This is a genomic window from Shewanella sp. SG41-3 (genome assembly GCF_014164545.1).
In the GTDB taxonomy this organism is placed as follows: Bacteria; Pseudomonadota; Gammaproteobacteria; order Enterobacterales; family Shewanellaceae; genus Shewanella; species Shewanella vesiculosa.
The window spans coordinates 341,640-360,462 of the sequence record NZ_JACJFJ010000002.1; the positions used below are offsets into that span (position 1 = coordinate 341,640).

At 40.9% G+C, this 18,823-nt stretch carries 19 protein-coding genes; 10 read left to right on the plus strand and 9 right to left on the minus strand.

The annotated features are described in order from the left end of the window. Positions 1-114 precede the first annotated feature (114 nt). The 6 genes from H5164_RS04760 to pbpG form a co-directional block, all read right to left on the minus strand. Positions 115-600: a hypothetical protein gene (locus H5164_RS04760; protein WP_182755015.1), complete on the minus strand. Its 486-nt coding sequence runs from the start codon at positions 598-600 to the stop codon at positions 115-117. 165 nt (positions 601-765) lie between these two features. After that, positions 766-1,119 carry a HopJ type III effector protein gene (locus tag H5164_RS04765; RefSeq protein ID WP_182755017.1) on the minus strand — a complete coding sequence of 118 codons (354 nt, stop codon included), beginning with the start codon at positions 1,117-1,119 and terminating at the stop codon, positions 766-768. 132 nt (positions 1,120-1,251) lie between these two features. Further along, a complete protein-coding gene (locus tag H5164_RS04770; protein ID WP_182722702.1) occupies positions 1,252-2,550 on the minus strand; it encodes an MFS transporter in 1,299 nt (432 codons plus the stop codon). Positions 2,551-2,648: 98 nt separating this feature from the next. Continuing rightward, on the minus strand, positions 2,649-3,266 hold the full coding sequence (locus tag H5164_RS04775; RefSeq protein WP_182755019.1) for an FMN-binding negative transcriptional regulator: 618 nt from the start codon (positions 3,264-3,266) through the stop codon (positions 2,649-2,651). An 87-nt stretch (positions 3,267-3,353) separates the two neighbouring features. Further along, positions 3,354-3,998 (minus strand): cupin domain-containing protein, encoded by a 645-nt coding sequence (locus H5164_RS04780; RefSeq protein ID WP_182755021.1) that lies wholly within the window; start codon positions 3,996-3,998, stop codon positions 3,354-3,356. 228 nt (positions 3,999-4,226) lie between these two features. Further along, positions 4,227-5,138, minus strand: a complete 912-nt coding sequence (pbpG, locus tag H5164_RS04785) for a D-alanyl-D-alanine endopeptidase (protein WP_182697478.1) — start codon at positions 5,136-5,138, stop codon at positions 4,227-4,229. Positions 5,139-5,462: 324 nt separating this feature from the next. On the opposite strand from pbpG, the gene H5164_RS04790 reads away from it, so the two are divergent. The 3 genes from H5164_RS04790 to rpiA all read left to right on the plus strand — a co-directional run bounded on the left by H5164_RS04790 (position 5,463) and on the right by rpiA (position 8,310). Further along, entirely contained in the window at positions 5,463-6,761 is a 1,299-nt protein-coding gene (locus H5164_RS04790) for an ATP-binding protein (RefSeq protein WP_182755023.1), read from the plus strand. An 11-nt stretch (positions 6,762-6,772) separates the two neighbouring features. Continuing rightward, a complete protein-coding gene (locus tag H5164_RS04795) occupies positions 6,773-7,585 on the plus strand; it encodes a mechanosensitive ion channel family protein (RefSeq protein ID WP_124015583.1) in 813 nt (270 codons plus the stop codon). A 65-nt stretch (positions 7,586-7,650) separates the two neighbouring features. After that, positions 7,651-8,310: a ribose-5-phosphate isomerase RpiA gene (gene rpiA, locus H5164_RS04800; protein WP_182697480.1), complete on the plus strand. Its 660-nt coding sequence runs from the start codon at positions 7,651-7,653 to the stop codon at positions 8,308-8,310. Positions 8,311-8,431: 121 nt separating this feature from the next. On the opposite strand, the gene H5164_RS04805 is transcribed toward rpiA, so the two are convergent. Then, complete coding sequence (locus tag H5164_RS04805; protein WP_182755025.1) at positions 8,432-10,294, minus strand: methyl-accepting chemotaxis protein; 1,863 nt, start codon at positions 10,292-10,294, stop codon at positions 8,432-8,434. Between the two features lie 394 nt (positions 10,295-10,688). On the opposite strand from H5164_RS04805, the gene H5164_RS04810 reads away from it, so the two are divergent. From H5164_RS04810 to H5164_RS04820, 3 genes are read left to right on the plus strand one after another with little or no spacing between them, the layout of a single operon-like run. Continuing rightward, complete coding sequence (locus tag H5164_RS04810) at positions 10,689-11,252, plus strand: RNA polymerase sigma factor (protein ID WP_182755027.1); 564 nt, start codon at positions 10,689-10,691, stop codon at positions 11,250-11,252. After that, positions 11,249-11,872: a hypothetical protein gene (locus H5164_RS04815; RefSeq protein ID WP_182755029.1), complete on the plus strand. Its 624-nt coding sequence runs from the start codon at positions 11,249-11,251 to the stop codon at positions 11,870-11,872. Before H5164_RS04810 ends, H5164_RS04815 begins: the two co-directional genes overlap by 4 nt. Further along, entirely contained in the window at positions 11,869-12,807 is a 939-nt protein-coding gene (locus tag H5164_RS04820) for a DUF4097 family beta strand repeat-containing protein (RefSeq protein ID WP_182755031.1), read from the plus strand. The genes H5164_RS04815 and H5164_RS04820 overlap by 4 nt, the downstream gene beginning before the upstream one ends. A 163-nt stretch (positions 12,808-12,970) precedes the next feature. On the opposite strand, the gene rsuA is transcribed toward H5164_RS04820, so the two are convergent. Next, positions 12,971-13,660, minus strand: coding sequence for a 16S rRNA pseudouridine(516) synthase RsuA (rsuA, locus tag H5164_RS04825; RefSeq protein ID WP_310736168.1), 690 nt, complete (start codon positions 13,658-13,660; stop codon positions 12,971-12,973). Positions 13,661-13,952: 292 nt separating this feature from the next. Here rsuA and H5164_RS04830 point away from each other — a divergent pair, with 292 nt between their 5' ends. From H5164_RS04830 to H5164_RS04845, 4 genes are all read left to right on the plus strand, one after another. Continuing rightward, on the plus strand, positions 13,953-16,040 hold the full coding sequence (locus tag H5164_RS04830) for a M13 family metallopeptidase (protein ID WP_124015576.1): 2,088 nt from the start codon (positions 13,953-13,955) through the stop codon (positions 16,038-16,040). A gap of 150 nt (positions 16,041-16,190) precedes the next feature. After that, positions 16,191-16,970, plus strand: coding sequence for a RelA/SpoT domain-containing protein (locus H5164_RS04835; protein WP_182755033.1), 780 nt, complete (start codon positions 16,191-16,193; stop codon positions 16,968-16,970). Between the two features lie 175 nt (positions 16,971-17,145). Next, complete coding sequence (locus tag H5164_RS04840; RefSeq protein ID WP_182741346.1) at positions 17,146-17,547, plus strand: SMI1/KNR4 family protein; 402 nt, start codon at positions 17,146-17,148, stop codon at positions 17,545-17,547. Positions 17,548-17,627: 80 nt separating this feature from the next. Then, positions 17,628-18,128, plus strand: a complete 501-nt coding sequence (locus H5164_RS04845) for a DUF4447 family protein (protein WP_182755035.1) — start codon at positions 17,628-17,630, stop codon at positions 18,126-18,128. Between the two features lie 61 nt (positions 18,129-18,189). Here H5164_RS04845 and H5164_RS04850 read toward each other — a convergent pair whose 3' ends face one another. Continuing rightward, entirely contained in the window at positions 18,190-18,822 is a 633-nt protein-coding gene (locus H5164_RS04850; protein WP_182755037.1) for a glutathione S-transferase family protein, read from the minus strand. Between the last annotated feature and the right edge of the window lies 1 nt (position 18,823).

An 18,823-nucleotide genomic window follows, 5' to 3' on the forward strand; every position in this document is an offset into this window, starting at 1 on the left:
GGCTTGAGCGGGAAGGCGATAAACATTAACATTTTTTGGGATAAACCCGTGTATTAAGCAAGGCACTAAAAGCCTTGTAATAGCTTTATCCTAATCAAGTGTTATAGCAACTCCCTACAACACATCATTAAGATCTTGTATTGCATCTATCACCATACCAGTACCAACACTGATCAATAGTAAATCAGTCCCCACACGAACAATTTTCTGTCCTTCAGGTGTCCGTCCTAGCTGGACGGTTAGCGCAGAAGGCACATCATAGTAAACAACATCCGCAGGCAGCGCTTGGCCTTTACGCCATTGTTTAACACTGCCCGGTGGTTCGCAGCGATTGTGTTTCTTGGCTAACCCTGGTGGACAATGCTTGGCATCACGGCTGGTATAGTAGTAATTATTAATAATTACCTGACGGTCATTACTAAAATAAGTCTGGTAATTATTGCTATCATTATCATGTTTCTTATGATGTTTTTTGTCGTGTTTTTCAGATTTTTGCTTATGGCTATGCTCTTGCGAATCATGATCTTTAGCAACACTGTGGCTGACTGAAAGCACCGTTAAGGTACTTAACACAATAAGAGGTAATATATAACGATTCATAAAATTGATTCCTTTGCGATCAAATAGGCGCTAGTAAACATGCTTAACCAACGATATGCCTTACCGTTAAAACCAAATACTTTTAATGATACGGTTGATGTGGCTGCAAATGTAGTGCTATTGCACGCTGTTGTCGACATTAATCGATAGCATGTTTCTATACGGCTATGACTTCAGTTCCAATGCCAACTGTGAAAACAACACTCCTTGCCAACCATGTTGTAAAAACTGACGGATATTTTGATGATCAGAGCCCTGTGGCGTGGCCAAAACATCTCGATAATGTTGGCCGAACATTGCCAAGGTTTGCGGCTTAGATAATTGATGAATTTGTCCAAATGCCAAGATCTTACAAGAACCTGAATTCTGCCCTGCCTCATTGAGCAGATCACCATTTTTAAATGCACTTGGACTAAAATCATAATGGCTATCGATCAATGCCATAGACTCTTCAAAGCTCACTATCTCCGCTCGCTCAGTTAAAGAGGATATAAATTCACTGATCTGTGTTACAGCCATAAAATACGCCCTTCCCTTAATACAATAAAAGTTAACTCATCCACATCAGATTACGCAAAACAATAGCAAAATAGCGCCACTTACTATAGTGAAAAAGCCTTAATGGTAACTGACCATCAAAGAGCTTGACCTTTAGCTCAACTCTATTGCAGCAAAATTAGGCCTCGGTAGCTTATCCAAAATACTGTATAAATAAATCACTACTAGCGACAAGATGGCACCAATAATAAATAACCAATATCCTCCAAGATGATCCAGAATAATCCCGCCGCCCAATGGCGCAAACGCAAAACCAATTTCATAAAATGATGCCGCACCAAAGTAGGCTCCTCGCAAATGTTTAGGCGCAAGTCGATCAATATGCACATTCATCGTAGGGAACAAAATGGTTTCGGCTAAACTCATGATAATAATGGCGCCAATCCAGCCCCAAAATAAATCAATCGGGTTATAGGCTAACCACACTTGTGAGCACATCAACAGGATCAATCCGAACTGGATCCGATGAATTAAACTGGAGCCGGCCATTAATTTTAATAGTAAAAATTGAGTTGATATGATCACCAAGGCATTGGTAAAAATCATTGCAGAAATTAGCGTCAGTAAATTAGGCGCATTCGCTCGGGTAAGATATTGAATAAGCGAACTGTCCATTTGAGCATAAATGAACATACACAAAATATTCGCCACAATAAGACATTGAAGCAATTTGTCTTGCAGTAAAATCGCCACTATTTGCTTGCGGCTCATCACCGCAGGCTTTCGCTTAACCGCTGATGTTGCATCGCCCATGGTGGGAATAAGCCCATCAGGCACCTGTTCGGTTATTGATGGGCTAGTTTGCCGTGTTTGATGTCTAAATCCCCAAAACAGTAACCCTAATAAAGCAGCAAAAGCCGCTGCAGTAATATAAAAGCTCGATTGTTTACCGGTTAAGCCTAACCAAATACCTAACATAGGCCCGACAGCACAACCCACATTGACGACAAAATACAGTGATTGCATTGCCAATTCACGGGTTTGGGGATCATCAATAATATCACCAATGGTGGCAGAGGTAAGAGGTCGCCATAACGAGGTAGCAATAGAGCACAATGTCATCACCACTACATAGCCTTTAACTGAATCAACTTGTGCCAGTAATGAAAACGAGATGATATAGAGCACACCCGTGAGGTACATGAGCATTTGGCGACCAATTCGGTCAGACAATGCACTACCAATAAAGCTAGTGAATACCGAAATAATGGCCGCACTCGACAGCACTAAACCAACTTCAGTGGCAGTTAAGGCAAATTTTTCATACAAGATAACAGCCAAAAATGGCCACACCATGAAATAACTGCCACGGGTAATAAATGAGCCAAAGAGCAATATCCACATTAACCTTGGAAATTGCTTAAACCGCGCTAGAGAAACATCGCTATGCACTTTTTGTCCTTAAAGAGTGATGCTGTAATTGAATGTAACAGACTGAATTAGTGGGATTGTTTAGGCTAATCCTAACGACATTTACGCCATTGAACCACCTATTTATTACCTAATCCTATGTTATTGTTCATCATATAAGTTAATAGCTGTTTTTCATCAGCTCTATTTGACCGTGATAATCCTTTAACCACACCTTGTTGATCGCTTTGGTTACGGTGCTGGCCTAATTTTTGTTTGCCTTGTAACTCATCGATGACGATCTTAAAACCAACAATGCCCTTGGCTAATTTTTGTTGGTAATCATCGGCAATAAAACCACCACTTTCTAGCAATGAAGGTTCATATTGTTGGATGGTCGATTCGAGTACGTGTGCAGTGGTGGTATCATCAGTTAATTCAATAATGCCTTTTGCATGTACTACGCTGTAATTCCAGGTCGGAACAGCTGGATATGAGTCATACCAAGTGGGTGAGATATAACCGTGCGGACCATTGAAAATGCACAGAACTTTGGTGTTTACTATGTGTTTCCAATGGGAGTTACTACGAGCAAAATGGCCATACAAGGTACCATTTTCTCCCTCAGAGGCCGTGAGTAGTAAAGGTAAGTGTGAGCCCTCTAAATCAGTAGACACAAGAGTCGCAAAACCATATTGGTTAATGAACTGGTGTATTAACTCTCTAGAACCCATATCCCACTTATCAGGTACATGCATAATTCACTCTTTACTAAAATAATCAGTAAAGTCTTTATAATGAATGTAACGACTAAATGCCATCGTTTTATGGGTTTATAGCGATTATTACAAGTGGCCTACTTTAACCAAAATCACCGTATCTTGTTCCACATACGGATTATGCTGACTAAGATGCGGACTGCGGATCCACGTCCCTGCAGGATAACGCCCAAGTTCATCGATAAACTCTCCGCTAATCACGTAGATTTCTTCGCCACCAAAATGACGGTGCGGTTGAAAATGTGTTCCCGCGGGCCACATGACCAATGCTGTCGATTCAGTGCCATGTTGGTGTAACGGCATCACTCGTAATTTGCCATGGCCAGGCAGCCACTCAGCTTGCTTGGTATTGATAGCCACTTGCTGTGAATCAGTGGTTTGAAACTGATGTAGCTTAACCAATAGCGTACAACCTTGCTGGCTAAATGGCGCGTGGACAAAACCTTCAGGGTTACGCAAATACGAGCCTGCTGGATAATCTCCGGTTTCATCAGAAAATACTCCGTCGAGTACTAAAATTTCTTCCCCTAACGGATGAGCATGTGAGTTGAATTTAGCACCGGCTTGATATTTCACTATGCTGGTTGCATGGCCACGTTCAGCCTCTTCACGCGCTAAGCGCTTACGCAATACGCCCACTGCGGGACTATTTTGCCATTCAAGATCGGCAGTGTTAATCACCACTCGCTGACTAAAATCCATATTTAACATCTTGATACCTCACAACTACGATTGCCAGTATCTTAGAGCGAAATCAGCGTAATGAACAGCGAGTACAAAATGGTTTAATAGGTACTTTAAGGTACTTTTTATTGATTAATATGATTATTATTTTTATAAATAAAAAAACCTGTAAATAATATTTACAGGTTTAAGCTTGCGCAAAGCAAATTTAATAACCTCTGCCGATGAAAAGGTAAGGCATAAAAATGAGCCTAATTAGCTGTCTGAAGCAGTTAAGGCCATTTGACGTTGCTTTTTATAGGCTTTAGCCGAAGCCGGGATCGGCGTTGTCCGGCCTGTTTCTAGCCATTTTTTTAGGCGATTAGCATCGGCCATATGGGTGTATTTACCAAACGAATCTAAGACAACAAATGCCACTTTACGCTTATCCATTTCGGTTAACATGACCAAGCAATGGCCCGCTTTATTAGTGTAACCGGTTTTAGTTAGGGCAATATTCCAGTTATCTTTAAAAACTAATTTATTGGTATTTTGAAAATCCAGAGCATAACGCGGATGTTGAAAAATAATATGCTTTTTATTAGTTGAACTTAGCTTACCTAATAACGGATATTGCTGGCTGGCTTTGAGTAATAAAATAAGATCGTTAGCACTCGATACGTTCTCTGCCGATAACCCGGTAGGTTCAACGTAATGGGTTTGCGTCATCCCTAATGCCGTTGCTTTATCGTTCATAGCACGAATAAACGCCTTATACCCACCAGGATAATGATGAGCAAGCGAGGTTGCAGCTCGATTTTCAGATGACATTAGTGTCATTAACAACATAGTTTCACGGCTCACTTCACTGCCTAAACGCACCCGAGAGTACACATTACGCATCACAGGTGAGTCGCTAATTTTCACTGAAATTTTTTCATCTAAAGGTAATTTTGCATCTAGGGTCACCATGGCTGTCATCAGTTTAGTAACCGACGCTATAGGTAATGCTTGGTGCGGATTACTGGAGTACAGCACTTCATTGGTTTTTAAGTCGACTAACATGGCGCTGTTAGATGCTAGTTCTTGTAATAATTGTTTTTGAGACACAGGTTCAGCAACTACCGACTGGCTAATTACGGTATTTGAACACAATAAAATGCAGGCAAAAAAATGACCGAGTTTCATAACTCTCACTTGAAAAATAAACGTAACGATGTTCATTGAGTATACGATAAAGAATTAGGCCTACAATAGATAAATAATCACTTTTAGTAAGATTTTAGTGGATTTGTTGTAGTTCAAGTCCCAAAGATATCCATTAAGCCATATATGACATCTGGCGAGCTAAATCTGGCACGGTAAATCGATAACGAAATGCAGCCCTCGCCCCCCCAAAATAGCCAAAGAGATATGCAGTCTTGAGGTGTATAACAAGAACAACTTCAGCACAAATACCGCTTTTGTTGGCTTCATGCTAAGATTAAAAAGTCGTTCAAAAAGAGAGTATAAATGGACATTAACTTGCATTTTTTTAGCCGCTTAAACCCATGGCTTAATAGCTTATTCACCTCTAAAGACACTGTTAAAACAGAGAATGATGATGCTGAGAAAGGACGAATATCGCTGAAGACGATAGCGAATCAATGTCCGCTTCAAGCTCATAGAGGCCCAATCACTCAAGTGATGTTAGACCAACAGCATCATACCTGTGACGATTTTGTCGGTCGGGAAAAACAGCTTAGCCAAATATCTGATGTAATTGATCAATGGCGTAATCACCATGGTGAAATCAGTGCCATTGTCTCTCCTGGTGGTGCCGGAGGTTCTTCTTTTTTAGCTCAGCTGCTGCCTTTACTGCAAACTATTGCTGCTCAAGACGCAAAAGATGTCCCGAAAACTAAGGCAAAACCACTTCCATCTCAATGGCTACTAATGAGTTTTTACCAAGCGCCAATGAATGAAAATGATGCCATTGCTGATATATGTTATTGTTTTGGCATTGTGCCACCGGACACCATCACCGAGACTATAGCCACTATAAACAAGCAGCCACCTCAGCTGATTCTGATTGATACTATGCACAAACTGATGTTAAGAATGATGGGCAACAATCAAGCTTTAGTCACCTTTGCTACTATCATAATGCAAACTCGTAAACATCACTGTTGGATCATAAGCTGTGAAAAATTTGCATGGCAACGATTAAGCGCACAGTACCAAATTCATCATGTTGTTAAGCATATTATTGAGCTTGATTATTTCAGTGAAACTGAATTAGCCGCGATTCAAACAAAACACCTGCTTGATTTAGGCTTAATCAGCAAGGATGTTATGCCGACAAAAGAGGCCTATAAAGACAGCAAAAAAGATCAAGTTGATATTACCAACCCTTACAAAGAACAACTCAAACAGCTATTCACTGTCAGCCAAGGACACCCTCAATTAGCCACACTATTATTGCAGTATTCACTCGCTCATCAGGTTGATATTAGCTCAGATAAAAGCTCAAATAGCGGTATTGAGATTTGTTGTATTAACGCATCAGCATTACAGCAATGTCATGATAGTGACCTATTTTCATTGGCGGAAATTTATATTCATGGCGGATTACGAGTCAATACCCATGCGCATATTTTTACTCTTAGTATTGAACAAAGCAGCTTGCAATTAGAGTACCTAGCTCGCCAAGGGCTGATTATTGCCCAATATTCGCAACAGGATTTTGCTCTGCATTTCTATTTTATCACTCCAACATTAAGCAAAATTATCGCCACCCACTTGGTCAACAACAATAAGCTGTTTAATTAAACGAGGTGAAAATGGACGATTCACGTAAAGCATTAAAAGCATTTTTAGACATTATTTCCTTTGATCGAATCATTAGTATTTTAGTGCTTTGCATCATGGCATGGCTGCTACTGGTGTTACTGCAATTTTGCTTAAAGCAACTCAATAAAGCCTTGCCTAAATACCGCTTAATATGGAATCGCTCATATCCTTTTATGCGTTTATTTGTGTGGCTATGCGTTATCGTTTATTCGATTGTTGGCATTATCGAACCGCACGAAAATTTAATCCTCGCAGTTGTGGGTTCGATTAGTATCGTGATCGGTTTAGCCACGCAAGAACCGGCTAAAAATATGATTGCCGGATTGATTATGATGATCAATCCACCCTATAGGGTTGGCGATATGGTGACCTTATCGGGCCATTATGGTGAAGTCATTAAACTGGAATGGAGCGTGACTTGGATACGCACCTTTAATGATGACACTGTCATGATCCCCAATGCCGAAGCATTGAGAACAGCGATACCCAATTCAAATAGCGGCGACTTAGATGAAATGGTGGTGGTGAAATTTACAATTCCAATGAATGCTGATCACCAAAAAGCCATTGCCCTTGCCAGAGAAGCGACTCAATGCTCACCTTATACCTTTTTAAATAAACCTATTATTGTCATCTTAGGTAACGAGCACGAGTTTGGCCACTTTCTACAAACCATCACAGTCAAAGCGTATGTGATGGACGTAAGGTTAGAGAAAAAGTTTATGAGTGACATTAACATACGAGTGCTTTCAGCATTTAAAAATGCTGATTTTTATGATGCGCAACAAACGGTGCTTGAGTAATTTGCGTTATAATCGCCTCAATTGTTAAATCCCACTTTTTGATTGTTACAATGGAGAATATTGCTATGACACAAGATGAAATGAAAAAAGCAGCAGGTTGGGCAGCACTACAGTATGTCAAACAAGGCACTATCGTTGGTGTGGGTACCGGATCTACCGTCAACCACTTTATTGATGCACTGGCAACGATGAAAGATGATATTGAAGGGGCGGTATCGAGTTCAGAAGCGTCGACAAAAAAACTCATCGAACTGGGCATTGAAGTATTTGATTTAAACAGTGTTGATTTGATTGATGTCTATGTTGATGGCGCAGATGAAATTAATGACCGCATGGACATGATTAAAGGTGGCGGTGCAGCCTTAACTCGCGAAAAAATTGTCGCTGCTGTAGCAAAAAAGTTTATTTGTATTGTGGATAATACCAAGCAAGTGCCTATACTCGGCGATTTTCCGTTGCCAGTAGAAGTGATCCCTATGGCGCGATCTTATGTGGCGCGTGAATTAGTTAAATTAGGCGGCGATCCGGTCTACCGTCAAGGTGTTGTAACCGATAACGGCAACGTGATTTTAGATGTGTACAACATGCAAATTCTCGATCCTAAAGTGATGGAAACTAAAATCAATGCCATCGTTGGTGTCGTCACCAATGGATTATTTGCTAATCGCGGCGCAGATGTATTGCTGGTTGGCACCCCAGATGGTGTTAATACCATCACACTGTAAAAACTAAACCATTCGCTTGATTAACTTGAATGTTTAGCAAGAGCATAAAAAAATGGCCTAGCAGAAATGCTAGGCCATTTTTATTTATCGATCATCTTATCTGTTAATGACCATAGCAACACTATACGCTAAATTGGCTTACCGCTTCTTTTAAGGCTTTAGCGCGGATTCTTACATCTTCCGATGCTGCGGCATTTTCTTCTGCAGCATGTGAAGATTCATCTGCAATATCGCGAATAATCACCACGTTTTTACCGACTTCAGCAGCGACCATACTTTGCTCCTCAATCGCGGCAGCAATTTGAGTACTCATGTCCATGATATTAGTTACGTCATCGGTAATTTGACGTAACACTTGGCCAGCAATTTCAGCCTGTTCGGCACTCTCACGCCCTTGCTGTTGACTCTCTTGCATAAGGCTAACAATGGAGTGAGTACGAGATTGCAAAATTGAAATAATACTGCTGATTTCTTCAGTTGAAGATTGTGTCCGCATCGCTAAAGAGCGAACCTCATCTGCGACAACAGCAAAACCTCGGCCTTGTTCACCCGCTCTTGCCGCTTCGATTGCCGCGTTTAATGCCAATAAGTTAGTTTGATCGGCAATCCCACGGATCACATCAAGTACACTGCCAATTGTTACACTGTCTTTTTCAAGTTCGGTAACCACCGCGGCAGAATCCACCAGTTGTTTCGCTAATAGGGTAATTTTTTGTACGGTGAGCTCCACGCCCTGTTGGCCCGATTGAGCATTATCATGAGTTTGACTGGCTTTAGTGGCCGCCAATTCAGTATTTTTAGCAATTTCGTCAATGGTCGCGCCCATTTCAGTAATCGCCGTCGCAACCATATCTGTCTCATTTAGTTGGCGTAACACCCCCTCTGACGCCAGAGAAGCATTGTCAGATAATTCATGGCATGACACGTTCATCGCATCAACAGACTCATTAACTTGCTCAATCAGTTCCTGAAAAGAAAGCAACATACGGTTAAAATGATGCGACACCCGTGCTAACTCATCTTGACCAGATTCATCACAGCGCAGAGATAAATCTTTATTTTTTTCAATGGTCGAAATTACAGCAGTAATATTATCTACTGGCACCATAATACTGCGGATAATCATTAAGGTAACAACGACGAGTACTACGGTGATAATTAAAAAGATAATAATAGATAACACCATACTTTGATATTCGGCATCGGCAATATATGCATTGGCTTGCTGATTAAGTTGACGAGTATTATCTTCTGTTGTTTGAATAATTTGACGCAGATCCTCCATTTTCCCTTCTGTTTCCTTTAAGCCAAATTGCTGCTCTTTGGCCACAAGAAGGTTAAAGTCACCTTGGTACTGTTTAATTTTCTGTTCAAGCTGTTGAACGAGTTCACTGCTCAAACTAGAACTTGAAAGTGTATGCACAAATTTATCAATATTTTCATCAAAGGTTTTAACATACTTCATATCACGACGAAGCATAAAATCTTTTTCATTTCGACGTAACTGCAGCATGATAACCGTAATCGAATCTTGGCTATTTAAAGCAAGTTCTTGCTCTACGTTATGAACGGCTTCTCGTAACTGTCCATACAGTCCCGACGTTGGGGTTAGGCCTATTTCTGTTTGTAACTCTACAATGTTACTAAATACATTTTGGTATTGGGTTAAGCTTTGCTCTAAATTATCTAAATGTTGAGTGTCTATACTTCGTGATTGTAATGAGTCATCAACTTGTTTAATTAATGCGAATACATTTGTGATGATTTTTTTGTGGTTGGCCACATATTTCATGTCTAAGCGAGCAAAGAAATCTTTTTCGTCTTTACGAAGTTCTAGGATTTGCTTTTGTACCTCAATAATATTTTTCGACGCCATCGATAAATCGGTTTGAACAGAAGCGGTGTAACGCTGTAAGCCAAACATGGACACTATTGCAGTCAACGACACCATTGCACTGATAATAAGTTTTGAACGGATAAACATATATTGACCACCTAGAGGATAATTATTGTTATTAAAGTGCTTAATAAATATAGTGGATAAAAGATCAGATGCTAATAAAGTTAGATATTATTTGCTGGCGTCTATTTATCGGCACCAGGAACATCAACTGTAGTGTTATCTAATATGCATTACGTCCTGACTCAATTAACAATCAATGCTATGTGTGACTAAACTTCAATGCATACATATAAGCCTTTAAAAAAAATGAACTTTTTAATGATGACCAACGGATTAAACATCCGAGACTTCCCCTTCAACAAAACCGCCTTAATATGATGCTCAGATGATTTATTTTTTTGCTCTCTAAACCTTTTACCTACTTGCGTCTGTCAAATAACCACACAATGATAATGAAAACATTGCAACATTAAGGATGCACAATATTAATCAGCCAATTTCAGAGCCCTTGAACCATCTAGAGGCACTTGACGATAATCAATTAGTTGCCATTGCGACTTTGGGTTGTCAACAGGCATTCGAACAACTGTATCGGCGACACCATCAACGTGTTTACGCCATCTGTTTTCGTCTCAGTGGCCAAACAAGCTTAGCTGATGATATCACTCAAATTTGTTTTATTCGTTTGTGGCATAAATTGGATCAATTTAGAGGCGATAGCCAATTTACTACCTGGTTACATCGCTTATGTGTTCGCCAAGCCATTAACGAATTAAAGGCACAACAATCATGGTGGCGACGTTATTTACCGACAGAACAACTTGACCCATCCAATATCCCCTCGGTGACGTTTGATGATTATCATCTATTAGATAAATGCATCGCTAAGTTACCGCAACGTACTCGAATCGTGTTTGTATTGTGTGCTGTTGAAGGCTACCAACATAAAGAAATCGCCGCCCTGCTCAATATTGCCGAAGGAACCAGCAAAGCCCAGTTCCATAATGCCAAACAATTATTACAGGAGATGCTTGCATGAATAAGTCAGCGCAAGACCTTGATAACCTAATCAAGTCATTACCTTTAGAAATAGAGTCGACAAGCGATTTGTGGCCAGCGATAGCATCGCAGTTAGGTCCTCAATATCCACAAAAAAATCTGCAGCGCTACTGGCTTATTGCCGCGAGTGTTACGATTTTTTCTTTATTGGCCTTGCTGATGTGGCAACGCCCGGATGAGAGTTCATTATTGCCACAAACGGCTGCACTAACGGCAACCATGCCACAATCCACTGCGAATACCGAGGTCAGCCTAGCAACACCCTCAACCCAAACAGAAGCAACATTAGCTGAGTTGGTTGATCAAATAGCCTTAACTCATCAAAGCCAATTACAAGCTTTTAATCAAAATCAATACACAGTGAGTTGGCAACTATCATCAACTGATGCACCACAACAACTGCAAGCTGATATTAGCCAAGCACTAGCCGAGCTGGATAACGCCTCCAAACAAGTGCAAGCGGCATTGAAACAACAACCTACGAATCAACAAATGTGGCAACTATGGCGCTGGATCATGCAACGCCAAATCAACCTATTACAGCAAGGTCAAAAACTGCCATTTATCTCCAAGCAAGCATCACAAGGAAATACAATATGAACATGGCTAAATACGTGTTAATCGTGCCGTTAATCGGTATCAGTTTTATGTCAATGGCCAAAGAAACCGTTGACCAACAATTAACTGTCACTGATAACCCTTCGGTCAGCGTTAAAATACAACGAGGTAATGTTGAGCTGGTCAGTTGGGACAAAAATAGTATTCAGATCAAAGGTGAACTTGATGAATTAAGCCAAGGCTTATTATTTGAGGTTAACGGCAATAGCGTAATTGTCGAAGATAAATTACCTCGCAGCTATCAGGGCAGTAATCAACAAGGATCACAACTGACCATTTACCTTCCGAAACAGCTTGGCTTAGATGCAGAGGGAGTGTCTGCAAGTTATCAATTAGCGCAACTTGATGGCCAGATATCATTAGCCGTTGTTAGCGGAAGTATTACCGCTAAACAACTTAGCGGTAACACTAAACTCACCACAGTGTCAGGCAATATTAATACCTCTGAGTTAGCCGGAAAAATTAACCTCGAAACCGTTTCAGGCGATATCACTGACAACAATAGTCAGGGCGAAGCTGAACTGCGCTTAGTCAGTGGCGAACTAAAAAGTCAAAGTGCTTTTACACAGTTAACTGTCGATCAAGTCTCTGGTGACATCAGCGTCACAGTTAATCAAGTCACTGAGTTGAATGTTGTTACGATCAGTGGTGATGCAAAATTGACTCTCGGGGGAGAGTTAAACAAAGCCCAACTCGAAACCATAAGTGGAGATATGGCACTAACCTTTACGGCTATACCTAACAGCAGTTTTATGATTGATGGCGGCCCTGGTGGCAAAATTAATAATCAATTAACCGATGACAAACCGCTAAAACAAAAGTACTCACCGAGCAAAACCTTGCAATTCAAAACTCTAACAGGTGCAGGCCAAGTGAATATCAATACCATTAGTGGCAAAATCAGTCTAACTCAATAAGTGTAGACAACATTAGCTCGAGGTAAGCGATGCTTATAAAAGACGATTCCCTCGCAATTGATTTTGTATTTGAGTAGAAAGTGCTTTGCCATGAGCAGATAAAAAAAGGCCCGGTAATCATCATAGGATGACAACCGGGCATTGTTATATATTCAAATGATAACTACACAGACTTGACTTCTGCAGCGGTTAAAAAGCGCCATTCACCTGCGGCTAAGTCAGCATTTAACTCGATAGCACCAACCGCTTCACGATGTAAATTAACCACTCTATTACCCACCGCGGCAAACATGCGTTTCACTTGATGGTACTTACCTTCGCTAATCGTCAATCGCACATGAGTTGGGTCAATAATATCGAGCAAAGCAGGCTTAGTCAGTCCATCTTCATTACGCAGTTCAACCCCATCAGCAAAGACTTGGATCAAACTGGCATCAATAGGTTCGGCTAATTCAACTAAGTAGCGTTTACCACAATCTTTCTTCGGTGAAGTGATTTTGTGCGACCATTGTCCATCGCTGGTGATTAACACTAATCCAGTGGTGTCGACATCTAATCTACCGGCAATATGTAAGGTGTCCATTTTTTCAATATCAATTAAACTTAATACCGATGGATATTCCTCATCAATGGTTGAACAAATGGTGTCTACCGGTTTGTTTAACATGATGTAACGTTCACCAATGATGCTAATTAACGTGCCATCTAAATGCACTGCCATTTGTGGTAGTACTTTAAAACCTGAGTTTTTGACCACGACACCATCACAGGTAACATCACCACGATGCAAGGCTCTCTTGGCTAATGACCGGGTCAGTTCGGTACTTTCACAGATAAATTTGTCTAAACGCACAATGATTACTCAATCAAAAAATATTGGCACTATTATGCTGCTTACACACCTAAATAGAAATCAATCACCGATATTTTTCACTACAACAGTCATTTTTAGTTACATATAGTCACAAAAAACCCCTTAAAAATGCACCTATGCGGCTTGTTTTATAGGCGGATAAGGCCGTAACATACAATTTATAATAAAAGTAATAGCTTTTCCCTTTGGATAAAGGGGTTATTGCTGGATTAAGTGACACTGATTGCAATGCCCCAATGAAGGGCTCTACAAATAAAGCAAAGGAAACAACATGAGAAAATTGGTTATTGGCGGTCTATGCGCCTCGTTAATTGCGGGCTTAAGTGCTTGTAGTAATGACAAAACAGTCGTTACGCCTGCTGCAGATGTAGCAAAAACGGCGACTGCTGCTGCAGTAGAAAAAGCACTTACGTCTGGTATCACGTTTGATAACATCGACAAGTCAGTGCGCCCCCAAGACGATTTCTACATGTATGTTAACGGCGCATGGATGAACAAAGCAGAAATCCCTGGCGACCGTACTAGTATTGGTGCTTTTTACGACTTACGTGAGAACGCACGTGATGATGTTAAAGCCATCATTGAAGATTTAAGCGCGACCCCAAATCTAGCCGATGGCACAGATGAACAGAAAGTGGCTGATTTATATCGCTCATTCATGGATGTTGAAACGCTTGATAAATTAGGTATTGCGCCAATCCAAGCTGATTTAGATAAAATTGCAGCCCTGAAAGATAAAAAAGAATTAACCGCATTTTTTGGTGAAAACCAAGCAAACGGTGGTGGTACACCTTTAGCATTCTATATTGAAATTGATGCTAAAGACTCAAGCCGTTATGCCACACATATTTGGCAATATGGTTTAAGCCTGCCAGAAAAAGATTACTACTTTAATCAAGAAGAACGCTTCGTCAATATCCGTAAAGCCTACGTTGAGCACATTGAAAAAATGTACAACCTTGCTGGCTTACCAAATGCAAAAGCCAACGCTGAAGCCATTCTTGCACTGGAAACTCAAATTGCAGAAAAGCATTGGGACGTTGTTGAAACGCGCGACAGCACTAAAACATACAATCTATACCAAGTTAAGAATCTGCCAGAATTGGCCTCAGAAATTAACTGGGATGGTTATTTAGCTGCGCTTGGCGGCGACAAGCAAACTGATATCATTATCAACCAACCAAGTTATATCCAAGGCTTAAACGAGGTAATTAAAAATAACGACCTTGATACTTGGAAAAACTACATGACTTGGATGGCATTAACGCACAATGCCAGCAATTTATCTCAAGCATTAGATAACGAGAACTTTGCCTTTTTCTCTAAAACCTTAAACGGTCAAGAAGAACAAGAACCTCGTTGGAAGCGTGGCGTCAGCACTGTGAGTGACACACTGGGCGAAGTGGTTGGTAAAGTGTATGTAAAACGTCACTTTGCACCAGAAGCTAAAACCCGCATGGAGCAACTAGTTGAAAATCTTCGTGGCGCTTATAGTTCAAGCATTGATTCATTAGATTGGATGAGCGCTGATACTAAGGTTGCAGCAAAAGACAAATTAGCTAAGTTTAACCCTAAAATTGGCTACCCAAACAAGTGGGATGATTACAGCAAATTAACCATCAAAGCAGATGATTTAGTCGGTAACGCTAAACGTGCTGCGATAGTTCAACACAACAAAGATATCGCTAAATTAGGTCAGCCAATTGATAAAGACGAATGGCACATGACCCCACAAACGGTTAACGCCTACTACAACCCAACCATGAACGAAATCGTGTTCCCTGCTGCGATTTTACAACCGCCATTCTTCAACTTAGAAGCCGATGATGCGGTTAACTACGGCGGCATTGGTGCGGTTATTGGCCACGAAATGGGCCATGGTTTTGATGACCAAGGTGCTAAATTTGATGGCGAAGGCAACATGCGTGACTGGTGGACCGAAGCTGACTTAAAAGCATTCGAGTCAAAAGGCAATGCATTAATCGCTCAGTACAATGGTTATCAAGTGTTTGACGACCTACACGTCAATGGCAGCCTAACGTTAGGCGAGAACATTGGTGACTTATCAGGTGTGACTATCGCCTATAAAGCTTACAAAATGTCACTTGACGGTAAAGAAGCACCAGTGATTGATGGCTTAACAGGCGATCAGCGTTTCTTTATGGGCTTCACCCAAATTTGGCGTGTAAAAATGAAAGAAGAAGCAATGCGTAACCGCGTTGCAACTGATCCACATTCACCTGGCCATTTCCGTGCATTAGGTGCGTTATCTAACATGCCTGAGTTCTACAGCACTTATGACGTGAAACAAGGCGACAAGATGTATATCGCGCCAGAAAGTCGCGTAAAAATTTGGTAATTTAAGTCGCTGTGAATATTGACTAAGGTCACAATTCCTCTCAAAAGGGCATCATTCGATGCCCTTTTTTATTAAACCTTGTTCATTCAGCCCCTATTCAGTGAAAAAGCGGTACATTGGATTAACAGACACTATGTGGGAAGCTATTCAATGAATAAGTTGTTTCGTACCTTTTTTATATTCTTAATTTTATTGTCTACTCGTGGTGCTATTGCTCAGCCTAACGAGGTTAAATATAACAAGTTAGCTCCGCCTTCCGATTTTAGTCAAAAATCAGCTAACGATATAGAGCAGCTAATGGCGCTCCATGAGCACAATAATGAGCTTGTTTTACAAGATACTGATAACTTGCACGCTTTAATGAGTCGAGCACCAGTGGCGCAACAAGAACTTATCAGTCTACTCAAGATGATCAGCCAATCAAGCAACACCGACATCATTATTCCTGCCACTAAAAGTTATCAGCGTGCGGCTCAAAAAGTACAAGCAAAGTTCAATGGCGACGCCAGTCAACTCACTGATATAGCAAGGGCAAGTGTGGTGGCCGATGACGTCAAAAGCTTGCTATCAAGCTACCAGCAACTGCGTCAACATACCGAAATAGTGCAATTAAAAAACCGGTTTGCACATCCAAAAATGTCGGGCTATCGTGACTTAAATGTATTAGTGAAATTGCCCGAAAGCCAAATGGTAGTTGAAGTACAGTTTCACTTAAATGATATTGCCCAAATCAAAAGTGGCCCAGAGCATTATGTTTATGAGCAAATCCAACAAATAGAATCCCAAGCTAAAGCCACATCTAGGCACTTAAATGACATAGAACAAGCAATGATAGCCAAGCTTCGTCAAGACTCGCACAAGCAATACCATAAAGCCTGGTTAAGTTATAAACGTCAAAGTTTATATAGTTCACAACGACAAGTTGCATAAACACTGATAACTATCCTTTTGATGAACAACTCACACCGCCCTAAGCCTTTTCTAATCATCCAAGTTTCCACCCTTTTAGCGCTCATATGAGCGCTTTTTTTTGGCCAAACAAGATCCGCAACAATCACATCTGCTATACTCGCGCCCATTACAATACGATCTGCTGGACGATGCGATGAATGACATTATTGAACAACTACAAGAATTAAGTGAAACCGTACCGGTACCGCTAGAACTACCGACGTTTGAGCAACTTGTAGAGGTTGAAGAACAGATCTTAATTGGTTTACCCAAGGATCTAAAAGAATACTTACTTTATGCTAGTGATGTTATTTATGGCACGCTTGAACCCGTTACCGCTGCCGATCCATCCTCACATACCTACTTACCTGAAGTCGCCTGCTATGCTTGGTCTATTGGGCTACCCAGAGAGCAAATTGCCATTTGCCAAATCGGTGATAGCTTTTATTGTATTGATGAAGAAAGCCAAGTGTTGTTTTGGAAAAAAGGCCGATTTAGCGATAAGGTTTGGGAATCGTTTTGGCATTGGGCCGAAGATGTGTGGCTTAATCGATAAAACGCATTAATTAAGTCCAATTGCGGCTAATTTACGTCGAAATATAAATACCTAAATAAATCCTTAATACGAGAACGTCCATGTCTAAAAATACCGGTTTAAATGCAATTGAAATCCAATGTTTACGTCAATCTTTCGGCTTAACAACAGAACAAGTTGCTAGCATCACTAACGCCAGTAATGAAGATGTGTTGTTGTGGGAATCAGGCAAGAAAGAAGCACCAATTCCAGCGCAGAAAAAGCTGTTAGAAATCGATGATATTATCGAAATGCAGGTGCTTAACACTTCTGATGGTATTGAAGAGTTATTTAAAAAAGAACCTAAGCGTCGGTTGGCGTTTGTGGTGTATCCGACACAAGCTCTCTACACCCAATACAATCCAGAATTTTTAAGCTCTTTGCCATTAACTGAATTGTACAATGCCGCTGCGTGGCGGATTAAAAAAGAATGTAAACTCGTGCTTGAAGTGGATATAAGCTTAGTCGCACTAGATGCTGAAGCCTATAAAGCTTATCGTGCAGATAACGGCATGAGCGAAAGCCGTGAAAGCCGTGCAAAATGGGCTGCAACTCAATTATAAATGTCTCTATGTTGAGCGCTAATAACTAAAAGGAAGCCTCGAGCTTCCTTTTTAATAATCGTTATTGAGTGATATTGGCAAGTGCTTCAGTTTTAGCTAATGCATTGGCTAAAGCTGGACGTTGCTTTAAGCGATCACGGAATGCCATCAGCTTTGGCGGAAGCGTTTGCTCAAATCCCATCGCCCAGCCTAAGGTTTGCGCTAATAAAATATCGGCTATGGTGGGTGAATCGCCACAGACAAAGCCAGTATCTGGCACCCAAGCTTCAGCAATAGCAGCGGCTTGATCAAACTCCCACTTAGCTACGGCAAACATGGCCTCTAATCTAAGTGGTTGTGGTAAGGCAAAGCGATGTTTACCCATACTCCACAGTGGTTGTTCAAGCTCACTAATCACAAAACTCACCCAGCGTTCATGAATACCTGACGCTTGCGTACCTGGTTTTGGCAACCAGTTACCTTGTCCGTATTTTTCGGCTAAATAACGCATAATGGCCGCGGATTCGCTTAGCACGAACTCACCCTCGGTGATCACAGGCATTTTACCACTAGGGTTAAGGGCTAAAAATGTTTCTGCTTTATTTTCACCTTTAGCAAAATCGATAGCATGAAACTGCCACTCAACACCTAACTCTTCTAAAAGCCAAGATACGCGCAGCGCACGACTTTTTTGGGTTCCGTATAAGGTAATCATT